Origin of the sequence: Spirosoma soli, assembly GCF_042684525.1 — a bacterium.
Taxonomy (GTDB): domain Bacteria; phylum Bacteroidota; class Bacteroidia; order Cytophagales; family Spirosomataceae; genus Spirosoma; species Spirosoma soli.
Map to the genome: position 1 here is coordinate 314143 of NZ_JBHULN010000003.1, position 17080 is coordinate 331222.

Here is a 17080-nt window from a genome sequence, read left to right on the forward strand (position 1 = left end):
GGTTGTATTAATGTTCGAGTTTGGATAAGGTTGTTACAGTGGGGGTTTCTTCGTCGGTGATATCGACAGGTTTTCTCCGAAATGTCGGACCAGTCCAGTACCAGAGTACACCGGACAAAATCAGGCAGATGACACCGGCACCGAAGGCAAACCGGCCGCTCGTTTCGCTGATCGATGGCGTACTCATGACCATGAACAAACCACCTGTCACGACCAGCGCCACAGCGTAGAGTCGATTCATCGACCGCATAAATACTGGATTCTCTTTGGGTTTTTCGGCTTCGGTTAATGGCGTGGATAGACGACGAAAGAAGGTTTCTACGCGCTGACGATAGGCCGTTTCGGGTTTGGTTACAACACCCGACAAGAGGAAGATACCGATGCAGGCAACGATCTCGATAAAGGTGGCGACCTCCCACGCAACTTGAGGCATGGTGTTGAGAACGAGTCCAATCACCATCCCGCCGATAACAGTTGCCAACGCACCCCAGGGCTGCGGCCGTTTGAGCACGATACCCAGCACGAGCGGCAACGTCATTGGGATAGCGAACAGTCCGGTAAACAACTTATTAGCTTCAAACGCGCCCCCAAAGCCCCCGACGAACAGGGCACCTACCGTTATCAGGCCGCCAAGCAGGAGCGTCATCATCCGACCCACCCAGAGCGTTTCTTTGTCCGTCGCGTTCTTGTTGAATAGTCGCTGATAAATGTCGCGGGTCAAAACGCCCGCCGTTACGTTGTATTCGCCACTCAGCACCGACATGGTAGCTGCGAACATGGCCGCGACCATCAGGCCCATAATGCCCTCCGGCAGTAGCTTCAGACACACGCTCACGTACGCCATTTCGGGGTTTTCGAGGTTTGGAATAATGGCGCGGGCTGCAATAGACGGGAACAGGAAAATGATGGGAAAGCAGAAAAAGAAAACGGCCGTCAGCAATCCCTGCTTCTGGCTAGCGCGTTCGTCGCGCACGCTGTAGAACCGCTGAATGAACGTCCAGTTACCGCTGTATTTAACCAGAATCATCAGGTAGTACACGCCCAGATAAAGCGGCATGCCTTTGGGGCCGTTGAACGGGTCGAAGTGGTCGGGAATGGCTAACTTCATGTTCGCCAGTCCACCGGCCGCATTAATCGTCAACGGCACCAGAATTAGGGTCGCCACCATCAGGATGATGAACTGCACCACGTCCGTCACCACTACGGCCCACAGGCCACCAGCAATGGTATACAGCGCGACAATGACTCCACAAACCAGAATCGCACTCTCCAGGCTCATGTTGGTCGATGCTTTCACGAACAGGCCCAGGGCGTAGAGCCGCACCATGTTATCGAGAATCTTGAAAAACACCCCCGACCACGCAAACACCTGCCGAACCGAGCCGTTGAAGCGAGTTTCAAGAAACTCCATTGGCGTTAGAATACCCGCCCGACGCCAGCGTTTGGCGAAGATGGCGACACCGAGCAGGGCGGGGAGTACCGTACTCCAGATCAGCGTCAGGGCGACAAAGCCATGCTGGTAGGCAATGCCCGCGTAAGCCACGAACATGAACGTACTGAACTTGGTCATGAAGTTGCTGATGGCGCCCGATACCCACGGGATCGCGTTGCCTCCTTTGAAGTAATCGCCAATGTTCTTGACGAATTTGCCCAGAAAAAGGCCGATGCCCGCCATGAGTCCCATGTAAATGGCGATGGCCCAGTAATCGAGTGCTTGTAGCTGACCCATAGATTTGAAACGGTTAAGCAGGAAAAGGATAAGAGATTTGTGTTGCTTGATGAAGGAAACGGCTGGTTCTATGTCGGATTCAAGGGCTTATTCGGATTGTTCTTTTAGCTTGAAATAACAGAATAGCGGCCAGGTGTGCGGATGATTGCAATACCCCTGAAATGCCCTTCGTATGTCGGGTTCCCAGAAGCTGTACAGCCCCTGTCGGGTAGACAGCGTTGAGTTTATATCATCGGGGGCGGTCCACTGCCCTACCCAATAATCGGGGTAGTGCGTCGCATAATTTTGAAAGGAGAAGGCGTGTAACAACGACATCGCTTCGGCTTTATCGAACGTAGCGACGCCCAGCAGAACCGGATACTCCAGCGAATACCAGATGGCCCCATCTTCGCCATCACCGCGGCTACTCCACAGTGGTTTTTCCCGGATGCGGAATCCGGTTTGTTCCGGCGAAAAATTCCTGCTTTTCACATACTGGTAGATCTCCTTTTTCTTAGCTTCTGGCAAATCGGGTATCTGCAACAAGTAACCCTGCGGTTCGAGGCATACGTTGTCTACTCCAAACTGTAATTTGTCATTCAGATAGGCACGGGCCGAGAATTGGCGGTTTCCAAAATCGTCGAAGTAGGCTTTCGCGACACTCGACCGGTAACTTTCCAGGGCAGTGATGAACGAGTCAGCATCAGGGTTCTTTGCTTGTTTCAAGGCACTGATCAGCTTAGGAAAGATGGCCAGCACCATCGCCGAATTCAGGTGTGATTCCGCCGTTGACGCATAGAGGTTAGGAGAGTATTTATGAAAAAAGCTATCGCTCCAATCGGAGTTCAGCATTTTGACCAAACCATGCGAACCTCTGCCTACTTCATCCCGCAGATAGATAAACTGCTTTTTCAGAATGGACAATACGGCGTCCGATTTTCCATTCTCGGCTGGATAATACGGTACTTTTTCGTTTAGAAAGCTGTAGTCTTTGGTAATCAGTAGATACTCAGACAGCGTATTGAAAAGAAAAAGCTGTTCGTCGCTTTCCTTGTAAATAGATGGGACCGTGTAACCATAACCAGCATTCCCTCGTTTTATCTCACCATCCTCTTCCGAATGCTTCATGACATAGCGAATGCTCGATTTGGCGAGGGCTGGATTCGTATAACAGGCCGGGAGTGCCGCTTGCAGATGGTCGCGATTCGAGATATTATCCCCAAAATGGTAAGCGTACACCGTGCCCTGTGGAATGAATGTTTCTTGGTAGTAGGCACTGTACTTAGCCGATGCTTCAACCATGTGAGCGTTCCATAACATCTCCCGTTTCAGCAGTTCATCTTTTTCAGCTGACAGATCTGGTAGCTTACGTTTCCACTGAGCAGCGAATAAACCCTCTGCCGGATTATTGACTTGGGCATCAGTTAGCAAATCAGCCACCTGCTGTTGAACTGAAGGGAATGGTTCGGAATCACGAATGCCAATGATGATATAAAACGACTGTGTTTCGCCGGGCTTAACCGAAGTTTTCAACTCGGCCGTTAAGGTGTCCTTGTTCGTTGATACCTGTGCCAGCTGTTTCCCTGTAGGATTAACGTGCATAAAGACAGCCGGTGGCGCAATGTCGTATTGATACCGCTGCTCTTTTGTCGGCGAGGTCAGGAAGGTATTGGGTGCACAGGTTATGCTGGCAACGGCTGTTTGCTTACGTTCATCAACCGTAAAGGCTGATTGATACGCGAGCGGCCTGTTTTTCTTATCCGTAAATTGAGTGCCGATTTGAACGAAGTTCACCAGCATCCGTTCCGAATACGTCAGTTCTCGGGTTTTATTACCCTTGTTGGTTAGCGTTACTGTAACTACGAATGCCGGATTTCCTGTATGTATTTTTTGCGAAGGCTTGACGGAAATAATTCGTGTGCAGGCTAGTCCATCCTCTAAGGGATACTCGTACCGGGCGAAACCAACCCCGAACCTTTTCTTCACGGACACATCGCTGCCGGTGGAGGGAATGCCTACCAGGTTTATTTCTTTCTGTCCATCGCGGAGTTCCGCATCATTCCAGCCGTAGTTGGCCTGTTCAGCCGCGTTGATGCGCGCCCATGCCCGCTCTCCAGTCAAGAATTGATACCGCCCACTGGCATGAGCGAACAGCGTCATTTTGTAATTGCCTAGTAAAAAATAAGGGTCGTTGGGCAGCATGGCGTCTTTCCCTGTTTTATCCACTGCTTTTACGGGCAACAAACCCTTGTACTCATAGACCGGTAAGCCCATAGAGGACAAATGCCAAGCCCCTATCTGGCCATAAGAAGCCTGCACGACCAGCAAAAGGAAAAACACGAGCCTAGGTTTCATTACGTTTTAGTTAATCAGAACCAGCGCTTTTTCAGCAACCAAAATCGGTGAGTCGTATACGGGAATATTCCTGAAGGTGTATGTCGTCCCGGACTTACTCCACTGTGCCTTTGGAATCTCGTACACGTGCCCCGTTAACAAATCCACCCAGACCGGCGTATCGAAATTTCCGTTTTCAACGGTGAGATCAATGGGTGTCGTCTGGAACAGATTGGTTGGCATCTTAGCATCAAGCCAAACAGAGATAAGCTGCTTTTTTCCCGCTTTTTGTTGATAGCCAAAAACCGATACAGAATCACCCGTGGTCATAATTTTCATCTCTGGTCGGAGTTCGAGCCGATTATCAAAAATGCTGGCTACGTTCTGCACGGCATAATACGCCACTTTGGGGCGGATAACCGTTTTCTCCAGATCGGACTGAATCAGTCCTTTCATGTTCAGCACCGGCGGGTCGCCACCGTATCGGATGTCGATGATGGTAAACACCGACGTTTCAATGTCCCGGCCCAGATCGCCCAGCAACCGGCGCATGTCATACTTGGCCTGGCTGTACTCCGTCCAGTAGTATTTGTCGAGCGCATAGCTGGGAATGTAGCCCGATGGCGCTCCATTTTCGCCCTGCCGGAGCCGTAGTTTCGGTGAGTATTTCGCCAACACCCGCTTGAACGCGTTCACCCCTTTGTACGATTGTTCAGGCCGGAAAGCGTAGCTATGGTACGATACCCAGGTGAACAAATCCAGTTTTTTCTGGTCGGCCAGCACCTTCAGGGCGCGGTCGAGGTAGACCGTATCGGTATGTGTAGCGAGTGCGAAGGCGGCAATTTTGGCATCGGGTTGAATCCGTTTGATGATATCGGCGGTACGAATGTTCAGTTCAGCGGTGGTTTCGGGCGTAATTTTCTGCATCGGATGGTCCGGCTCGTTCCAGATTTCCCACTCCTTCACGCGGTCTTTGTACCGGGTCACCAGCGCTTCTACCCAGCGGTCGTAAGCAGCATAGCCTTCAGGCGACGTCATCAGGCTATTCAGTAAACCTGTTCTGCCTCCTCCTTCGTAGATCGGATTGCCGTACGACGTTTCGAGCCAGGGTTCTACCCCATTGGCGGCAGCAAAGTCTATGATTTCATCAAGCCATTTCCAGTCATACACCCCTTTAACCTTCTCGCACTTCGCCCAGCCCGCTTGTAACCGAATTTTCTTCACACCCAATGGTGGCAGATATGCTTTGTACGCCTGGAAGTCGGTAAAGTCGCGGTCGAGCGTTTCGCAGCCGACTGTGATGCGTGACGATTCAATGTCCTTCGTTGATCGGGGTTTGAGTGTACCAATTTGTTTCAACGAAATCGTCAATGGCGTTTTTACCCGATCGGCCGATGTATCAATGAACTGGGCGACTGCGGTGCTCAGCCCCAGCCGAAGAACGGTCGGAATTAGGAGAAATCGGAACCAGTATAATGGGTTTGAACGCATATTAACTAACTCGTTATTAGATATTTACATAGCTCACTATCGCTCTATCATTGAAACCTGATCAGGCTTTTGTCCGCAATCAGAATAGGAGCGTCGTAAACGGGTATATTTTTAAACACATACGTCGTCCCGGTTTTCGCCCAGTCAGTGACCGGAATGTCGTACACGCGACCAGTGATGATATCGACGTACACAGGCTTGTCGAAATTGCCGTTTAAAAAGGTGAAATTGATTGATTTCGTCTGGTTGGATTCGACTGGTATGCACTCGTTATTCCAGATTGTATAGAGTTGTTTCTTCGAATCCTTGTGCTCGTATCCATATACGGCCAGACTGCGGTCCGTGCTTTTGTTGTATTTCACTTCCCCTGGAGCCGTTTTTGAGTTGGTGTTAAACGTCGGTTTCAGCGCCTTGATACGTTGCAGAGAATGGTCGAAAATTGACGCTACGTGTTGCATGGCATAATAGGCGATCTTAGGCCGGATGGCCCGCTTGGTTGAATCCGACTCGATGATTCCCTTCACATTAAGCTTAGTAATGGGACTTCCAACTGACGTATAGTTCATATCAATAATCCCCAAAATACTGCACTCGATATCATGACCCAAGTCGCCGAGCATGCGCCGGGTGTTCCATTTCGCCTGGGTCAGTTCCGACCAGTTGTAGTCGCCCAGTGCGCCCCGACCAGAGCCCCCAAATGAAGGACTGCCGTTTTCACCCTGACGAAGCTTCACGTCAGGAGCGTATTGGTCGAGTACCCGACGAAGTTCGGCTACATGCCAGTAATTGGCGTCGGGATTGTAGACATAGTCGTGATACGTCATATTGTCGAATAATTTCATCTTCCCTTTCTGATGCAGAATCTTGAAAAAAGCGTCGGCATACTCCAGGTCAATGTGGCCCATCGACAAACCCGAAATTTTTGCTTCGGGCTGAATACGCTTGATGATGTCGGCCGTGCGGATGTTAAGATCAGCCACCATTTCCGGCGTATTAATGGTGTTGTCGCCAAAATTAGGTTCGTTCCAGACCTCCCATTCTTTAACCTTGTCCTTATAGCGAGTCACCAGCGCGGTCACCCACTTATCCCAGGCATTCAGGGCTTCGGGCGACGTAGGTAAGCCAGCGCTCAGGTTGATCCCTCCCCCGCCCGGATAAATGGGATTGCCGTACGACGTTTCCAGCCAGGGTATGATGCCACGGCTGGTTGCATCATTAATAATTCGGTCGAGCCACGCCCAGTCGTACTGGCCGGGGCGGCCCTCTGCTTTCACTTTCTCCGTTTTGGCCCAGCCTGCCTGCAACCGAATGCGTTTGATGCCAAGTGGAGCTAAGTACGTTTTATACTGCTCATAATCGGCCATATCCCGGTCGAGGGTTTCGCAGCCAAGCAGCCAGTTTGACGATTCAATTTCAGTTGTACTACGTGGTTTTATAATTCCCAAACGGGGAAATGATATTGATAAATCCGTTGTGACCCGGTCTGGCGTGACCCGGTCTGGCGTGACCCGGTCTGGCGTGACCCGGTCTGGCGAGTTGTCGGCAGACTGCGCCCAGCTTTGCCCTGACCAAAGGTTAACTACTACAAGCGCCCAATAAAAATAACCTATTCCCAATACGTTCATTATCAAAGCATTGTTAATCAAGTCAATCGACCCGCTTTTCTGATTTACCACTTATTATAACACGCTTACCAACGCGGCTCGGTCGGCAATCAGTACCGGATAATCAGGCACCGGGACCGCCGTAAACGTCACTCGGTTACCAGTTTTGCTCCACTGTTCTTTCGGAATGTTGTATACCTTACCCGTGATCAGATCCACAAAAACCGGCTGTTTGAACTGCCCCTCCACCGTCAGCGTCGTGGGCTTGGGGGTGTACTCGTCGGCAGGCCGGGCTTCTTTGTTCCACAGCGTCACCAAACTGCCGCCGTTGGTTTTGTGCCGGTAGGCAAAGGCACTGACCGTTTCCTGGCTGACGTTAGGCTTCACCTGTTGCAACGTCTCGATCTGATCGTCGAACAGGGAAAACACATGCTGAGCCGCCTGGTATGCCCGTTTCGGGCGTTTAATGGTTTTGTCTGGATTGGTTTGCAGTAAACCCTTTGTATTCACGCCAACCATGTGATCGCCAGCCGCGTAATGAATGTCGGAGATGGTGAACAGGTTGGTCGATATACCGCGTCCGTGGTCGCCGAGCATCCGACGGAGGTCCCACTTGGCTTGAGTCAACTCACTCCAGTCCTGATCGCGGAGGGCGCCGATGGTAACAGCCTTAGGCGTTGACGGTGCGCCGTTTTCGCCCTGCATAAACACAATCTTGGGATTATAGGACCAGACAAGCTTTCGCATCTCTTCAATTTTGGGATACGACGTATCCGGATTGTGCGCGTAACCGTGATAAGTCAGAATGTCGACCAGATCCAGTGCATTCTCACGTTTGAGTACCTCAAAGAAGTCGCGCATCCAGTCTAGTTTCGTGACGCTGGCCATACCGAGGGCAAAGAGCCGGGCGTTGGGTTGTATGCTCTTTACGAAGCGGGCTGTACGGATATAAAATACGCCTAATTCTGTGCCCGTGTTTAGCGGATTGCCGTCGGGTTCGTTCCAGATTTCCCACTCCGGCACCTGGTCTTTGTAGCGCGTCACCATCGCCCGCACCCAGTTGTCCCAGGCAGCTAACCCTTCGGCCGAAGTCGGGATACGGCCCATCAGCTTCGCTTCACCACCGCCTTCGTAAATCGGGTTGCCGTACGACAGCTCAACCCAGGGCGACACGCCACGCGAAGCCGCGTCGGGTATGACGGCGTCCAACCAGGCAAAATCGTATTGGCCTCTCACTTTCTCGCACTTCGACCAGCCGCCCTGTAAGCGTATCCGTTTGGCACCCAGCGGCCCGAGGTACGTCTTATAAGATTGGTAGTCCGTATAGTCCCGGTCGAGTGTTTCGCCCCCGATGCTCCAGGTGCTGGATTTAATGTCTTTAGCGTCGCGGGTTTTCAGCTTGCCAACCTCTTTCCAATTGGGTTTAGCCAGGGCTAGAGTTTCGCTTTTCAAGACGGGCTCACCTCCGTTCGGTTGAGCGGTAAGTGTGCCGGACAGCAGCAAACATGCAAATAAAACAAGCGTATTATTCATACATCGAGGGCGGCTAGAATTGTAAGCGATACGTATTGAGCTGCCGACCGTTAAAACTGGTTTTCAATTGATTATCGGCCGGGCTTAACTCCTGCTCATTGGTTTCAATGTGCGTGGTTTGCCAGGCTCTGCGAACAGGCAATGCCAGGTTTAACGTAGGCGTAGTAGTAGTCTTTTCCAGGTTCCAGAATCGGGCAATCAATCCATTCTTAATGCCTTCTTCACTGGGTTTCAGACTCCAGAGCAGCACACTCGGCGCATCGGTCTTCAGTAACGAAAAGGTTGTTTCGGGGAAGACTGACTGCGTACCGGTTACCGCTCCCGTTACCAATGGATTCTGATGTTCGAGCGAGAACTTCATGGCGGTCAGGGCATTGAATGCGCTTGAACGGGTGGTGAGGGCAAAATGATAGCGTAAGGCTTTTGCTCCGTTTTGATTGTAAATGCCTAACCGCAACGTATCCTTTTTGCCCGACCCGTACGTATCGACCTGACCTCCCGCCAGGGCGTTGAACTGCGACGACGTTTCCCAAAGCGAATCGGGCGCACTTTGGCCCAGCTTGAAGAAACTACAATCCTGGTTGGAGATCGTAACGCCGTAATTCGGTTCGCCAACGTCGGCAAAGTGGTTGAACGTCTGCCAGTCATACCGTGCGTTCTGGCTGGCATAATGACCACCGCGCGTTTCTTTCCTGGCCGTCAGAATAGCCCCCAACTCTTCATGATTGGTGGTTGGGTTGGTCAGATTTAGCGAAAACGACCACGTTTTTACGTCGCCGAAGTTCGCCTGAATGCTATCTTCAATGTCGATGCGGCTCGGGTTGTTAGCAAACAGTGTTACCCGAACTGTATGAGCAATGGGATCATTGGAAACGGCTTTGAGCGTGACCGAAACGGGGCCCTTATCTTCGATTACGAGTGGGTTACCAGCCTCGGGATTTTTCGTGCCTAAATCATTCAGCAACCGAGCATTTTGCATACGTACCAACTGACGGTTATTGGCTTTACGGTCGTACAACTCGCTGATCACTCCCGACTTTTTCAGTCGAATCCGAAAGTATTCATTCTGAATAAACTCCCCCATTATCTGCGCGGCATCCGGCTGTTTTTTACCCGCTCCCTGCTGTATCTCGTACACCTTATACCCCACTGACGGTACGTTCTCGGCCAGAATCCGGACGAACGTCTTACCGCCTTTCTGGATTCGCTGGCTAACTACTTCACGGTTCGTTTCAAGGTCGATCACCCGAACAGGGCCTGTTCCGGCATACGCAACGTCGGCCGCATCAGTACGTGACCAGTTCAGCGAGTTGAATACGTAAAACCGTTGGTTATCTGTCTTCTTCAGCTGCTGGCCCATCGCCAGGGTCCCCCGGTTGAACAGCGTATCGACGTAGCCGACAATCCGATGATGCAGTTTGGTCTGCCAGTTGGCCCGGTCCTTCTTGGACACAGGTCCATCGGCTGTCCAGTCGTGTTCCCAGTATAGACCGTAGGCTTCCCAGGCCAGATTACGCGCTTCCTGTAAATCGCGCCCAAAGGTGCTGTCCTTCAGGGAAACTAGCGCCGATAGCGCTTCGGCCGAGCGTAGTTTTTCCGTTGCCCGCCGAATGTGGGCTGTGGTTTCGTTCATCGACACGGGGTACAGGTCCCATTCGTTGCCGTAACTTACCGACTCAGCCGGGAGCTTCGCATACGTGCGCTCTACATCGGCAAAGAAATCTTCTTCATTAGAGACTCGCACCTTGCGCGTATCGGTCGAATACTGTTGGGCCGCTTTGATAAACGGGGGCGACACGTACGTATCCAGATCATCCCAACCGTAGCCAAACGCACCCGCTACGTTAAAGGGATAGGTTGACTCTTCGGATAGGGTATTACACATGGCCGTCATGTCCTCGACCACCTTACCCATGTCGCCGACAATATCGGTTGGCGCTTTCTCCCGACGTGCTTCGGCATAACCGCCCAGCGTTCGGCCGTTGTAGATCGGTCGGTTATACCATTTCATCGTTACGTGCCGGCCATCCTGCCCCATGTAGCGGTAGAGTTGGTTTCGGCGATGCGCCAAACTCACGTTTGATATACGGCTGGCGCAACCGCACACGCCACGCCAGCTATACTTTGCCCCAGAGCCAGCCCAAAGTGAACTTAACCCAAGTGGCAACGTCTGATTTTCCATGCACACGGCCAGGCGGAATCGCAGGTTCCACTGGCGTTCGAGCTGGCCCGCGTAGTACATGCCCCGGAGTACGGCTTCCGTCGGTTGACCACCGTATGTACTCACCAGCCCATTCAGCGGACTGCTGATGTGCCCTGTGCGAATGCGACCAATCAGCCGTTCGAACTGGGCCGGACTGCGGAACTTCTGATACGTTCGCAGCCAGTAGCTTCCATCGCAGTTGAACCGCGCCTGAAAATCGTCGGGGTTATGCTGCGTTGAGTCGATCTGATTCAGGTAATAGTCGAGCATCCGCACAAACACCGTGTCGTACTGCGCTTCGTTGCCCGTCCACATATAATCCGTATGGTCGTCATTCGCCAGGTACAGTCGTTTGACCGGCTGCGCCCAAAGCGAAGACACCATAAAAATTAGACAGACAGATACCAGATAGCAGGTTGCTCGTTTCATACCAAAAACGCTAAAGAATTCAGGTCACTATTAACCGGTCAAACTCAATACCCAGGGTTCTGCGTCAGTGTCTTGTTGAGAAGGATTTCCCGCTGCGGAATCAGGTACAAATTATTGAAAGGCTGCACTTTAGCGCCTTTTGCCTGCATGACCGGCACGAAGCGATTCGTGCGGACCAGATCAAACCAGCGGTGGCCTTCAAACGCCAGTTCAACCCGCCGTTCCTGCTCCATCGCTAAGCGAAAATCAGCCTGCGACAAACCTGACTTATCGGCCAGTCCGGCCCGTTTGCGAATCTGATTCAGGTAGGGCAGCGCTTCGGTTGTGCGACCTAATTCGTTGAGGGTTTCGCCGTACATGAGCAAGACGTCGGCGTAACGTAATAGCGGGAAATCAACGTCTGAATCACCATTCAACGCCCCTTGTTGGCGGTATTTTACAACGTAGCGCTCATTGACCGTCGTGCCATTCGTCGCTTTATACGAGCTGGCCATCGACGCATCTTTCCGCAAATCACCCGGCTCGTAAGCGGCTTCCATATCTGCAGTGGGTCTGTTGAAACCGCCCCCGGTTCCGCCACCAGCCCCCAATAGCGCGACACCCGAATTGACCGCGGCCCAGTTCGACCACAAATCGCTTCCTTGCCCGATCTGGCCGGGTTCATTTCCCTGACCAAGCAAGCCTGATTTATACTGCACGGCCAAAATGTATTCTTTATTAGCCGCGAATGATGTAGTAGCCGGGAATATATCAGCGTACTTAGCCATCAGGCTATACGCATTGCCATCGATCACCTCTTTAAGTTTGGCAGCCGCCGTGTCGTACTGCTTCAGGGTCAAGTAGACTTTACCCAGCAACGTTTTGGCCGCCCAGGAGGAAGCCCGACCTGCTTCGGCAGCAGGGATTGTAGCGGGCAGTTTCGTTTCAGCCGTTTTTAAATCGTCGATGATCTGGGCATAAACGTCGGCAGCGGGCGACCGGGGAATACTATTCGCATCGTACGGCGACGTAATTTCGTGAACAGATAGCTGAACATCACCGAAGAAACGCACCAGATTAAAGTAGAACCAAGCGCGCATGAACTTGGCTTCGCCTTCAAACCGGTCTTTTGACGCCTGTGGAATGTTGGCCGCCGGTAAGCGATCCAGAATTGAGTTGGTGCGGGCAATGCCGACGTAATGACCCGTCCAGGCGGTTGAGATCGTTGAACTGGATAGCGAAAAGTTGTAATCTTCAAAATAGTATAACTCCGTTGCGGTTCCTCCCCGCGCTTGTCCGGTTTCTGTATTATCGGTGGATAGTTCGGTCATGTATAAATACGGGCCGCTTCCCTGACCAATAATGCCTGTGTTCTTGAATGTGCCATACACCCCAATCACTGCATTATTAAAATCAGAAGCCGTCTTGTAAAAATTAGCCTCGCTCCGTTCAGTTTGGGGCACCTGATCGAGTGATATATCACTGCATGAGCAGAGCCAGCAGCCCATCAGAACGATTGAAAATAAGGAAGTTTTCATCGAAAGATCCGATTTGAAAATGAGGTGATCAGAATGAAAGATTTAGGCCGAATGTAATCGTACGAGCCTGCGGATACGCACCGAAGTCAAGTCCGAACGAGGTCAGGTTATCCCCGCTGGCATTGGTTTCAGGGTCGTAGCCCAGATAGCTCGTGATCGTGTATACGTTGGTCGCTGTGGCATAAACCCGGGCAGAGCCGATACCGATGCGATTTACCAGTGCACTGGGCAAACTGTAGGCGAGCGTAACGTTCCGAATTCGCCAGAACGATGCGTCGAACAGATAAGCTGAGCTGAACTGCGTATTGTCGTTTTTACCGCCCCGAATAGCCCGGCCTAAGAGACCGTTGCCGGGTTGATCCGGCGAAATCCACCGATTGTCATACACGTACTTTGCGTTGTTCTGAACCCCGGAGTTATTGAGATAGAACGAGTTGTTGTAAACCTGCTGCCCCACGTTGCCGCTGGTCATGATGTCCAGCGAGAAGTTTTTGTACGTGAATGTGTTGTTGAAGCCAAAGTAGTATTTCGGGAAAGGGCTACCAATCACTTCTTTGTCATTGTCATTGATAACGCCGTTGCCATCAATATCTTTCCATTTTACGTCGCCAGCGTGGGCGTTCGGTTGTGCGGTGTATTCTTTAGCTTCCTGCTCGGTCTGAAAAATCCCAAGAAACCGGCGTCCCCAGAAACTACCGATCGGATACCCCACCTGCGTTACAGCATAGGCAGGCCGTCCGGCCGACGCGCTGAAGATACGGTCAGCATCGCTACTCATCTCCAGCACCTTGTTTCGGTTGAAGGTAATGTTAACATTCGTGCTCCATTTGAGTGCACCAACCAGATTACGCGAGCTCAGGCTCAACTCCACCCCCTTATTTTCTACCTTGCCCAAGTTGACTACCGCCGTCGTCAGTCCCGTTACAGCCGGGGTCTGGATCGTAAATAGCATGTCGGTATTTACCTTGCGGTAATAGTCGCCGGTTACCGAAATACGACCATTGAGCACAGCAAAATCAACACCCACATCAACCTGTCGGGTCGATTCCCAGCCCAGGTCAGGGTTCGTGAACGATGAGCGGCTCAACCCAGGTGTCAGCGCGTCGCCGACAATGTACCGAACGCTCGACAACTGCCCAATGGCCCGATAATTACCAATTGCATTGTTGCCCGTCAGGCCGTAACTGGCTCTGAATTTGAGGTCGCTCACCAGCGTCTGTCCTTTCATGAACGGCTCTTCGGACACCCGCCAGCCAACAGAAGCTGATGGGAACGTACCCCAGCGGTTATCGGCCCCGAAGCGCGACGAACCATCGCGTCGGAGGGTCGCCGTAATCAGGTACTTGTCGCGGTAGGCATAGTTAACGCGGGCCAGATACGACAGCAAGGTATACACCTGAATGTTTTCGCCCCCGCTCGTAACGGTTCCGCCGTTGATGTTGGAGATTAGGTTGTCGGGGAAGTTATTCGCCGTTGCGGTGATGCTATTGCTGTAAGAACGCTGTGCCGTGAAACCAACGACGGCATCCAGGCTGTGGCTACCAAACTGCTTTTTGTAACTCAACGTGTTCTCGTTCAGCCAGCTGTTATCTTCGCTATTGGTCGAGGTTGCGGTAGATGGGTTGCTTGGATTGATGGAGTTCGGCTGCCAGGTCCGTCGCTTAGAAAAGTTCAGATCAGTACCGAACGTAACCCGAAGCCGTAGGTCCTTCGTGAACAAGTAGTCGGCATAGGCATTCCCCAGAAACCGAAATAGTGAAGGCTGAATCTTGTACTCATTCGCGATTTGTACCGGATTTGCTATTGACGGCTGTCCTTCGGTGGCATTCACATACGAGCTATAGGTTCCATCGGAATTATAAACTGGGATAAACGGAGGCATCGATTGCGCAGCACTCAAAATACCCAAAGCGCCGTAATGGCCTTCGGCCTGAACGTCATTCTGTTTTGTGTAGCTAGGCGCGAGTGATACGCCAACGCTCAATTTCTCTGACAGCTTACCATCCAGATTCGCCCGGAACGTGTACCGTTTCAGGTCCGAGTTGATGATTATTCCTTTCTGATCGAAGTACCCTCCCGAGAGAGCGTACCGAAAATTATCGGTGCCACCCGAGGCCGAAAGCTGATAACTGGTAATGGGTGCGGTGCGAAAGATGGCGTCCTGCCAGTCGGTGGTCGTTAAGGTAGACGGGTCCCGGAAACTGGCCGGAAACTGATATGAAATAGCCCGTTTGCTATTAGGATCATTGACATTAGCGCCAACTACGTTGTCGAGATAAGACGCATTACGCGCTTCGATTACCCAGGCTGCGTACTCCTGGGCGTTCATCATCTCAATCTTTTTGGCTACCTGCTGAAACCCGGTGTAAGCGTCTAATTCAATACGTGCCTTTCCTGATTTCCCCTTTTTAGTGGTAACAATGATGACGCCATTCGATCCGCGCGACCCGTAAATAGCCGTGGCCGAGGCATCTTTCAATACGTCAATCGTTTCAATATCGGCCGGATTAATACTGTTTAGCGGATTGCCAACGCCCGAATTATTGACGGGGAAGCCATCGATAACAAACAGCGGGTCATTGCCGCCAGTAATGGAGCTGATACCCCGCACCAGAATGCTGGTATTACCACCGGGAGCACCCGAGGTGTTCGTAATCTGCAAGCCCGCTACCTGTCCCTTCAGCGCCTGATCGAACCCCGACACCGGTACTTTCTGAATATCGCGGGAACCGACCGTCGCAATCGCTCCGGTCAGGTCTTTTTTCTGCTGGGTACCATACCCTACTACTACGACCTCGTTTAAGGTTTTGTCGCCCGGAGCTAGCTGCACATCAACGGTCGACCGGTTATTGATTGCCGTCTCCTGAGTCAGGTAGCCCACATATGAGACCACTAGCGTAGCATTAGCCGCCGGTGCTGACAACCGATAAATTCCTTCTGCATTGGTAGTTGTACCGTTACTTGTATTCTTAATCAGCACCGTTACGCCGGGTAAGGGCTGCCCCGTTTCATCGGTTACCCGTCCCGATACGGTGCTGGGTGTTTGAGCTAGTAGTTGGCTTGTTGATAGGAGCCAGACCAACCCCAGGAGAGCAACCCGGTATGGAAATAGTGAGAGGTTATTCATAAGGGCTTTAGTTTAAATTCAACAATGATAAATATAAATTCATCAATGCAATACTAAAACGAACAGTTATAACCACCAAATTTTTTCACTTATTTATTTTTTATAGTACTATTCCTAGTTTAGTCGTAATTCGAAAAATCATAGATTATGCGTTTATTAAGCACCATTGAGCTATTTCGTATTAGAAAAGTGCAATAGTATGGAAAACGCTTTTAAACCTTATTTTATATTTTGATCTATATAGAGTAACATTGCGCTTACTATCACAATGATAAATTATGACTGTATTAACGCAATTTGACTTATCGGGTAAAACGGCGCTCGTCACAGGATGCAAACGAGGGATTGGGCGTGCTATGGCCGTAGCTTTAGCAGAAGCTGGCGCCGACATTGTTGGCGTATCGGCCTCGCTGGAACTTCAGGGAAGCGCCGTGGAGCAAGACGTGACAGCACTTGGTCGAATGTTTCGGGCTTATCAGTGCAATTTGAGTGACCGTGCTGCGCTGTATTCGTTTTTAGAGAATCTGAAAAGCGATGTTCCAGTCATTGATATACTGGTAAACAACGCCGGCACGATTTTACGCAAGCCTGCTGCTGAACACCCTGATGAGTATTGGGATGAAGTTATTGATACAAACCTGAACGCACCCTTCATCCTAACCCGCGAAATTGGCAAGGATATGGTGGCTCGCGGATCGGGTAAAATTATTTTTACCGCTTCGCTACTCACCTTTCAAGGTGGTATCACCGTTCCGGGTTATGCCGCCAGCAAGGGAGCGATTGGGAGCTTGGTGAAAGCATTTGCCAATGAGTGGGCGGCTAAGGGCGTTAACGTAAATGCCATTGCACCGGGTTACATCGCCACGGATAACACAGAAGCGCTTCGCAAAGACGCCGACCGTAGTCAAAGTATTCTGGCCCGAATCCCGGCTGGACGTTGGGGCGAGTCAGACGATTTTAAAGGACCAACTGTGTTTTTAGCCTCTGATGCATCTCGCTACGTTCACGGCACTATTCTGACCGTAGACGGCGGATGGATGGGGCGGTAATAAAGAGCGAATAAGTGAAAGGGTGATATGTCAAGCTGAGCAACAGGACGGTAGCTATAATGCATGTGGGCTCCGTATGGCAGAA

The 17080-nt window shown here is 51.4% G+C and carries 9 protein-coding genes; 1 reads left to right on the forward strand and 8 read right to left on the reverse strand.

All coding sequences use genetic code 11. The features are described from left to right. Positions 1 to 7: 7 nt before the first annotated feature. The 8 genes from ACFSUS_RS07455 to ACFSUS_RS07490 all read right to left on the reverse strand — a co-directional run bounded on the left by ACFSUS_RS07455 (position 8) and on the right by ACFSUS_RS07490 (position 15946). Positions 8 to 1729: a sodium:solute symporter family protein gene (locus ACFSUS_RS07455; protein ID WP_381521145.1), complete on the reverse strand. Its 1722-nt coding sequence runs from the start codon at positions 1727 to 1729 to the stop codon at positions 8 to 10. 87 nt (positions 1730 to 1816) lie between these two features. After that, on the reverse strand, positions 1817 to 4063 hold the full coding sequence (locus ACFSUS_RS07460) for a GH36-type glycosyl hydrolase domain-containing protein (RefSeq protein ID WP_381521147.1): 2247 nt from the start codon (positions 4061 to 4063) through the stop codon (positions 1817 to 1819). 6 nt (positions 4064 to 4069) lie between these two features. Beyond that, positions 4070 to 5533, reverse strand: coding sequence for a GH39 family glycosyl hydrolase (locus ACFSUS_RS07465; protein WP_381521149.1), 1464 nt, complete (start codon positions 5531 to 5533; stop codon positions 4070 to 4072). Between the two features lie 47 nt (positions 5534 to 5580). Further along, entirely contained in the window at positions 5581 to 7158 is a 1578-nt protein-coding gene (locus tag ACFSUS_RS07470; RefSeq protein WP_381521151.1) for a GH39 family glycosyl hydrolase, read from the reverse strand. A gap of 54 nt (positions 7159 to 7212) precedes the next feature. Beyond that, positions 7213 to 8670, reverse strand: coding sequence for a GH39 family glycosyl hydrolase (locus tag ACFSUS_RS07475; RefSeq protein WP_381521153.1), 1458 nt, complete (start codon positions 8668 to 8670; stop codon positions 7213 to 7215). A 13-nt stretch (positions 8671 to 8683) separates the two neighbouring features. Continuing rightward, positions 8684 to 11302, reverse strand: a complete 2619-nt coding sequence (locus tag ACFSUS_RS07480; RefSeq protein ID WP_381521155.1) for a glycosyl hydrolase-related protein — start codon at positions 11300 to 11302, stop codon at positions 8684 to 8686. Positions 11303 to 11346: 44 nt separating this feature from the next. Beyond that, the gene (locus ACFSUS_RS07485; RefSeq protein ID WP_381521157.1) at positions 11347 to 12819 is read right to left on the reverse strand and encodes a RagB/SusD family nutrient uptake outer membrane protein; all 1473 of its coding nucleotides are present in this window, start codon (positions 12817 to 12819) and stop codon (positions 11347 to 11349) included. 28 nt (positions 12820 to 12847) lie between these two features. Further along, entirely contained in the window at positions 12848 to 15946 is a 3099-nt protein-coding gene (locus tag ACFSUS_RS07490) for a SusC/RagA family TonB-linked outer membrane protein (RefSeq protein ID WP_381521159.1), read from the reverse strand. A 278-nt stretch (positions 15947 to 16224) separates the two neighbouring features. Here ACFSUS_RS07490 and ACFSUS_RS07495 point away from each other — a divergent pair, with 278 nt between their 5' ends. Further along, a complete protein-coding gene (locus ACFSUS_RS07495; protein WP_381521161.1) occupies positions 16225 to 16995 on the forward strand; it encodes an SDR family oxidoreductase in 771 nt (256 codons plus the stop codon). Positions 16996 to 17080 lie beyond the last annotated feature (85 nt).